6 protein-coding genes and 2 pseudogenes are annotated in these 6,731 nt (G+C 63.7%); 1 reads left to right on the plus strand and 7 read right to left on the minus strand.

What is annotated here, in order from left to right; translation table 11 throughout:
- Both EN906_RS17635 and EN906_RS17640 read right to left on the minus strand, forming a co-directional pair.
- Nucleotides 1–298: pseudogene (locus EN906_RS17635) on the minus strand (hypothetical protein); the annotation flags it as partial.
- Nucleotides 299–360: 62 nt separating this feature from the next.
- Nucleotides 361–1,608, minus strand: a complete 1,248-nt coding sequence (locus EN906_RS17640; protein ID WP_127268271.1) for an enolase C-terminal domain-like protein — start codon at nt 1,606–1,608, stop codon at nt 361–363.
- A 150-nt stretch (nt 1,609–1,758) separates the two neighbouring features.
- Between EN906_RS17640 and EN906_RS17645 the strand changes: the two genes are divergently transcribed.
- Nucleotides 1,759–2,520: a GntR family transcriptional regulator gene (locus EN906_RS17645; RefSeq protein WP_127268272.1), complete on the plus strand. Its 762-nt coding sequence runs from the start codon at nt 1,759–1,761 to the stop codon at nt 2,518–2,520.
- A gap of 130 nt (nt 2,521–2,650) precedes the next feature.
- Here EN906_RS17645 and EN906_RS17650 read toward each other — a convergent pair whose 3' ends face one another.
- The 5 genes and pseudogenes from EN906_RS17650 to EN906_RS17670 form a co-directional block, all read right to left on the minus strand.
- On the minus strand, nt 2,651–3,529 hold the full coding sequence (locus EN906_RS17650; protein ID WP_127268273.1) for an SMP-30/gluconolactonase/LRE family protein: 879 nt from the start codon (nt 3,527–3,529) through the stop codon (nt 2,651–2,653).
- 47 nt (nt 3,530–3,576) lie between these two features.
- Nucleotides 3,577–4,539 (minus strand): 3-keto-5-aminohexanoate cleavage protein, encoded by a 963-nt coding sequence (locus EN906_RS17655; protein WP_127268274.1) that lies wholly within the window; start codon nt 4,537–4,539, stop codon nt 3,577–3,579.
- Nucleotides 4,536–5,483 carry a 3-hydroxyacyl-CoA dehydrogenase gene (locus EN906_RS17660; protein WP_127268275.1) on the minus strand — a complete coding sequence of 316 codons (948 nt, stop codon included), beginning with the start codon at nt 5,481–5,483 and terminating at the stop codon, nt 4,536–4,538. Before EN906_RS17660 ends, EN906_RS17655 begins: the two co-directional genes overlap by 4 nt.
- Before the next feature lie 11 nt (nt 5,484–5,494).
- Nucleotides 5,495–6,301 carry an SDR family oxidoreductase gene (locus EN906_RS17665; RefSeq protein WP_027036215.1) on the minus strand — a complete coding sequence of 269 codons (807 nt, stop codon included), beginning with the start codon at nt 6,299–6,301 and terminating at the stop codon, nt 5,495–5,497.
- 13 nt (nt 6,302–6,314) lie between these two features.
- A pseudogene (locus EN906_RS17670) lies at nt 6,315–6,731 on the minus strand (ABC transporter permease); the annotation flags it as partial.

Below are 6,731 nucleotides of genomic sequence, written 5' to 3' on the forward strand. Positions count from 1 at the left end.
CGTCGTAGCCCTGCAGGATCAGGTTCTCGATCTGGCTGGCCTGTTCGGTCACCGAATTGTTCGAGCTGACGACGGCTGTTGCGGCGATCTGCTTGTCGGCCACGGCCTTGGCGCCCATTTCCTCGAAGCTCTTGATCATCACCTGGCGGAAGGAATTGCCGGCGTAGGAATTGCTGAAGGCGATCTTCTTGGCCGAAGTGTCGCCCTTGGCGACGCCTTCATCGGCGCGCGCGTCCAGCGCTGCAAAGCTGGTGCAGCCGAGCATGGCTGCAATGAATAAGGCTGTGGTCCTGCTCATTGTTGTTCTCCTCCGGTTGAAAGTCATAGCGTCCTCCCGCCGATCCTTTCGAACGAAAAATCTCAGCCCAGCCCGAGATCAGGCACGGCATCGTTCAAATGGTCGGCGAAATTCGTGTTGGGCAGCAGCGGATACCAGCCCGGACGGCCGGGATCGCGGTCGTAGGCATAGCCGCCCAGCGAGCGATAGAGCTCGGCATAGGTGGCGAGTTTGTCACGATCGAGCTCGACACCGAGGCCCGGTGCCTCCGGCACCGCGATCGCACCATTCTCGTAGGGCATCTTGCCGCCGATGATGATGTCGTCGGCAAGGTGGTGATAATGCGCGTCGGCGGTGAAGACCAGGTTGGGCAGCACAGCGCCAAGATGCAGCATGGTGGCGAGCTGGATGCCGAGTTCGCCAGAGGAATGCACCGCAATACCGAGACCGAACGTGTCGCAGATCTGCGCGGCGCGCACGCAGGCGCGGATGCCGCCCCAGAAGGTGGTGTCGAGCAGGATCACGTCAACCGCAGGGTCGCGCACATTGGTGGCGAGCTGTTCGAAATCGATGACGATGGTGTTGGTGGCCAGCGGGATGGAGAGCTTCTCGCGCAAGCGGCGCATGCCGGCAAGGCCCCAGGTCGGATCCTCGAAATAGTCGTTCCTGAGATCGGAAATGGCTTGGCCGAAACGCAGCGCCTCTTCGACCGACAGGGCGGCGTTCGGATCGTAGCGCAGCGTGTCGGCAGGAAATTCGGCGGCGAGCGCCCTGAAACACTCCAGCTCATAGTCGGGGTGAAACACGCCGGCCTTGAGCTTGTGGGCGTGAAAACCATGTTCGGCCTTGAGCGCGCGGGCATGCTCGAGCAATTGATCGATGGTGCGGACCTCTCCCTTGCCGCTGCGGCGGTCGGCATAACGGAAGAACAGATAGGAGGCGAAGCCGATCCGGTCGCGCACGCGCCCGCCAAGCAATTGGTAGACCGGCACGCCGAGCTTCTTGCCGATAATGTCGAGACAGGCGAATTCCAGCGCTGCGTGGAGCTGCGTGCGATTGTTGTAGAGCGACGCCGTCGGATTGCAGATGGCATAGCGCATCCGGTTGAGATCGAAAGGGTCATGGCCGACCAGGTAGGATTTCAGCCCGGCGAAAGCGAGTTCGGCGCCGGCGCCGCCACCGCCCATCTCGCCGAGCCCAACAATGCCTTCGTCGGTTTCGACCTCGACCACGGTGCGGACAAAGCGTCCCCAATGCGTACCGTTGCTGTGCCGCAATGCTGCTTCCAGCGGAACGGTGATGGTGGTCGCCTTGATGTCCGTGATCTTCATGCCGGCTCCTCTCCCCCTAGCCTGCCGGCGTCATACACACTACCATGGTAGTATGTCAATACAGCGTCAATCCTGCTTGCCGCTTGAGTTGGGACGTGCGTGGTGTCATGACCGGAGCAGTGCAGCGCCATTCACAGCAACGGATTCGTCATGGGGACCAAGCTTTCGGGGGCGACCAGGTTTTCAGGCAATGCTGCCAGGCTGAAGAACGCCGGTCAGCGCGACCCCTCGCGGGTGCTGGAGCCGGTCAACAATCGCATGCCGATCTCGCCGCAGATCTACGAGCGCCTGCGCCGCGCCATCACGACGCTGGCGATGTTGCCGTCGGAGGCGCTCAGCGAACAGGACCTCGCCCAGCAGCTCGGTGTCAGCCGTACACCGGTGCGCGAGGCGCTGATCCGGCTTGCCGATGAAGGGCTGATCGACATCCTGCCGCAACGCGGCAGCTTCGTCGCGCCGATCCGCCTGAGTGACGTCGAGGAAGCGCAGTTCATTCGCGAGGCACTCGAAGTCTCCGTCGTGCAGAAGCTGGCCGGCCACGGTTCGAGCGCCTTCATCGCGGCAGGCAGGGTGAACCTTGCCCAGCAGGCCAAGGCAGTGGCCGAGGGCGACCGCGAGCTTTTTCTCGAGCTCGACGAGGGCTTCCATCGCAGCCTTTGCGAAGAGGCCGGCCTGCCCAAGAGCTGGCGGGTGATCCAGGTGGTCAAGCTGCAGATGGACCGTGTGCGCTATCTGAGCCTGCCAGAGCCCGGCCACCTCGAAACGCTGCTCGCTCAGCATGTGGCGATCTTCGAGGCCGTGGAGACCGGCGAGGCAAAGCAGGCAGGCGCGCGTATGGCGGCGCATTTGCGCGAAGTGCTTCGCACGGTTCAACGGCTCAACGTGGCCCGCCCGGACCTCTTTGGCCAATGATCCGTCGACCGCTCATTGTGCCATTGGGTGAAGAGCAGACGCCTCGGACGTGCTGCCACATTCTTAATGAGGGATTCCTGCGCGCCAAGGCCTGATGCGCGTATGCTACGGGCGCTTCGCTTGCCTGGCGTCAGCCGCCGAAGCGCGGTTCCGCAACGCCTTTGATGCCAAGGCCCGTGATGGCGAACAGGCTACCGCGCAAAACGCCGTCGCCGGGAAAACGGGGTAGCGGCGGCTTGGCCATCGAGGTGACGTAGAGGGTGTCGAGCTTCGGTCCGCCGAACATGACGCTGGTGATCTTCTTGACCGGCATGTCGATGATGCGATCGATGCTGCCATCGGGGGCGTAGCGGATCAGTCGGCCGTCATAGACCAGCGCATTCCACAGATAGCCCTCGGCATCGACGGTCGAGCCGTCCGCCGCACCGCCCCGGCTCGTGTCGACGCGCACGAAGGTACGCCTGTTGGTGGCGACACCGGTGGCGATGTCGTAGTCGTAGGCCCATATCTCGCCGGTCCAGGTGTCGGCGAAATAGAAGGTGCGGTCGTCGGGGCTCCAGCATGGACCGTTGGAACAGATGATGCCGGAATCGATCCGGGTGACGGAGAAATCCGGATCGAGCCGGTAGAGCCCGCCGGACGGCCCCTCTTCCATCGTGTCCATGGAGCCAGCGAAGAAGCGGCCGCGCCGGTCAACCTTGCCGTCGTTGAGCCGGTTCATCGGCTTGTCCGGCTCGGGATCGTGGATCAGCGTCACATCGCCGGAGGCGAAATCGAGCAGATGGAAACCGCGCTGCAGCGACACCACGGCGCCGCTACCGTCCTTGCGCAGCGCCATCGAGCCGATCTTCATCGGCACATCCCATGACCGGATCTCGCGTCCGTCGGCGGTCGCCCGAAACACGCGCCCGTCGAAGCTGTCGATCCAGTAGAGTCGTTCCTGTTCGACGTCCCACAGCGGTCCTTCGCCCAGCGTGGTCTTCACGTCCACCACGACTTCGATCTTCATGCCGTCCTCCTCCGTTTTTGCGTCTCGCGGCGATTGTTCGGGCCGCCTCAGAAAGCGACCTTGTCGCCGCCTTTCAATGACAGGATTTCGCGTGCCTCGTCGGGCGTCGCCACCTCCATGCCGAGCCCTTCGATGATCTTGCGGGCCAGCAAGACCTGCTCGGCGTTCGATTTGGCAAGCTTGCCCTTGCCTGCCCACAGACTGTCCTCCAGCCCGACTCGGATGTTGCCGCCAAGCGCTGCCGATTGCGCGGCTATGCGCAGCTGGCTGGCGCCAGCGCCGAGAACCGACCAGCGGAACTGGTCGCCGAACAGCCGGTCGGCAGTGCGCTTCATATGGGCGACGTCTTCGGGATGGGTGCCGATGCCGCCGAGCAGTCCGAACACCGACTGCACGAAGAAAGGCGGCTTCACCAGCCCGCGGTCGGCGAAGTGCGAGAGGTTGTAGAGATGGGCGATGTCGTAGCACTCGAACTCGAAGCGCGTGCCGTTGTCGTAGCAGGTCGCCAGGATGTACTCGATGTCCTTGAACGAGTTGCGAAAGACGAGGTCGCGGGTCGCTTCCAGATGCGGCTTTTCCCAGTCGAATTTGAAGGTCTCGTATTTGTCGGCGAGGTGATAGAGCCCGAAATTGATCGAGCCCATATTGAGCGAGGCGACTTCCGGTTTGAACTGGGCGGCCGGGCGCACGCGCTCCTCGACCTTCATGTACGGGCTGCCACCGGTGGTGATGTTGATGGCGGCGTTGGTGCCTTGCTTGACGCGCGGCAGGAAGCGAGCGAAGGCCTCCGGCGTCTGGTCGGGCTTGCCGGTTTCCGGATCGCGCGCATGCAGATGCAGGATTGCGGCACCGGCTTCGGCAGCCGCGATCGCCTCCGAGGCGATCTGGTCTGGCGTGATCGGCAGATAAGGCGACATCGTCGGCGTGTGGATGGCACCTGTCACCGCGCAGGTGATGATGACCTTGCCCTTGGTCTGTGCAGGCCCCGGCTTGCGGCTGGTTTGCGTCATTCTCCGAACTCCTGATCCGATTTTCTCTTGTGGGCGGCGAGCGCCATGAGCCGGCGGTCACGCCACACCTGCCGGTCGCCCAGGCTTTGCTGTGGCAGTCGCTTGCGGCGATCAGCCTCGACCGTGTCGATGACCTTGCCGGCCCAGTCGACGCGTCGCTGCGTCTGGGGAAAGATGTTGGAATAGATGCCCTGATAACGCTCGACATAGTCGCGCACGCCGCCAGGCGCATTGAGATCGATGGTCTCGAATGGACCCATGAACGACCAGCGCAGCGCCAGCCCGTCGCGGATGCCGATGTCGACATCCTCGACACTGGCGTAGCCGTCGGCGACAAGCCGGAAAGCCTCCTCCAGCAATGCGCCTTGCAGGCGGTTCATGATGAAGCCGTCGAGTTCGCGGTTCATCACCAGGGGCGCATGACCGGCGTCGATGAGGAAGGCGCGGGTTGTCTCGACCGTCTCGGCGGACGTCCATGGCGCCGGCACGATTTCGGCCGCCGGAATGAGATAGGGCGGGTTGATCGGATGCACGACCAGGCAGCGCTGCCGCCCTTGCAGATGGTCGGTGAATTTCGACGGCAACAGCGCCGAGGTGGAACTGGCGATGACTGTTTGCGGATCGGCAAGGCTGTCGATCAGCGAGAACACCTCCCGCTTCACCTCGAGGTTTTCAGGCGTGTTCTCCTGGATATGGACCGCACCAGCCAGCGCCTCTGCCAGCTCGGCGACAATGGTGATCCGGCCGAGCACGGCGTCGACCGCCTGTCCCCGCAACAGGTCGTTCCGGGCGAGATCACCGAGCACGCCGGCAATGTAGTCGCGGGCGCCACCCGTGGCAGTGGGCAACTGGTCCCACATCCGCACATCATGGCCGGCGCGGGCAAAGCTGATTGCCCAGGCCCGCCCGATGAACCCGCTTCCGACAATTGCGACATTGGCCATGGATAGGCTCCTCAAAGTGTTTCGACATTGCCGTCGACGCCGAGCGACTGGCCGGAAATGTTGATCCCCGCATCGGAGAGCAGGAAGGCGACCATCGACGCCACATCATAGGGGCTGGTCATGCGGCGCAGCGAGATGTTTTGGAGATAACGATCCGTCATCTCTTCGTGGCTGATGCCGACCTGCTTGGCGCGCGCCGAGATAACACCTTCGATGCGGGGCCCCTCGATGATGCCGGGCAGGATGGCGTTGACCCTGATGGCGTGCGGTCCGAGCTCCTTGGCGAGACTCTGCGTGAAACCGATGACACCGAACTTGGCCGCCGAATAGGGTGTGCGGAAGGCGTAGCCATGGCGGCCGGCGGCAGACGACATCGAGACGATCGAACCACCGCCCGCCGCCTTGATCAGCGGCACGGCGCGCCGAGCGCACAGGAACTGGCCGGTCAGGCAGATGTCGATGCAGCGCCGCCAGTCGGAAGGGTCGATCTCGTCGACACCGCCTGTCGGCCCGGCAATGCCGGCATTGTTGATCAACGCATCGAGCCCGCCGAGTTTTTTCTCGACCGCCTCGAACAGGCGGTCGACATCCTCGTCGCGCGAGACATCGGCCTTGACCGCAGCGACAAGGTCGATCTTGCCGGGAGCAGCGGCCAACGCCTCGTCGGAAACATCGCAGACGACGATGCGAGCGCCGAGGCGTGACAGCGTGTCGGCTATGGCAAACCCGATGCCGCCGGCGCCCGCCGTGACCAGCACGCGCTGGCCTTTCAGCCCGGTCAAAAATTCGTCCGCCGATGCCGGCGCCCTTGTGCTCATGGTCCTGTCCTTCTCATTGCAGCCGCCGTTCGCGCAGCGCCATGACGGCGCCCAGAACGACCAGTCCGTAAAGAATTGCCCTCGTGGCATAGGGAAGCGTGGTGCCGGCGAGCAGCATCTGCAGTGCGGTCAGCAACAACACGCCGCCGAGCATGCCGAGATAGTGGCCGCGTCCGCCGGTGATCAGCGCGCCGCCGACCACCACCACAGCGATCGACGGCAACAGGTAGTCGTCGCCCATGCCAAGGCTTGCCTGACCCGAAAAGCCGGTCAGCATGATGCCGACAACAGCCGCGCAGACGGCCGAAAGCATATAGACCAGGATCAGCGTGCGCTCGACGCCGATGCCCGACAAGCGCGCCGCGCGTAGCCCATTGCCGATGCCGTAGACGCGTCGTCCGAACGGGGTGCGGCCAAGCAGCAGTACCGC

The organism is Mesorhizobium sp. M7A.F.Ca.CA.004.06.1.1 (assembly GCF_003999135.1).
In the GTDB taxonomy this organism is placed as follows: domain Bacteria; phylum Pseudomonadota; class Alphaproteobacteria; order Rhizobiales; family Rhizobiaceae; genus Mesorhizobium.

Bases quoted from the DNA above. Each gene is read 5' to 3' on its own strand.
- EN906_RS17640 (WP_127268271.1), bottom strand. From the start codon at position 1,608: ATGAAGATCACGGACATCAAGGCGACCACCATCACCGTTCCGCTGGAA.
- EN906_RS17645 (WP_127268272.1), top strand. From the start codon at position 1,759: ATGGGGACCAAGCTTTCGGGGGCGACCAGGTTTTCAGGCAATGCTGCC.
- EN906_RS17650 (WP_127268273.1), bottom strand. From the start codon at position 3,529: ATGAAGATCGAAGTCGTGGTGGACGTGAAGACCACGCTGGGCGAAGGA.
- EN906_RS17655 (WP_127268274.1), bottom strand. From the start codon at position 4,539: ATGACGCAAACCAGCCGCAAGCCGGGGCCTGCACAGACCAAGGGCAAG.
- EN906_RS17660 (WP_127268275.1), bottom strand. From the start codon at position 5,483: ATGGCCAATGTCGCAATTGTCGGAAGCGGGTTCATCGGGCGGGCCTGG.
- EN906_RS17665 (WP_027036215.1), bottom strand. From the start codon at position 6,301: ATGAGCACAAGGGCGCCGGCATCGGCGGACGAATTTTTGACCGGGCTG.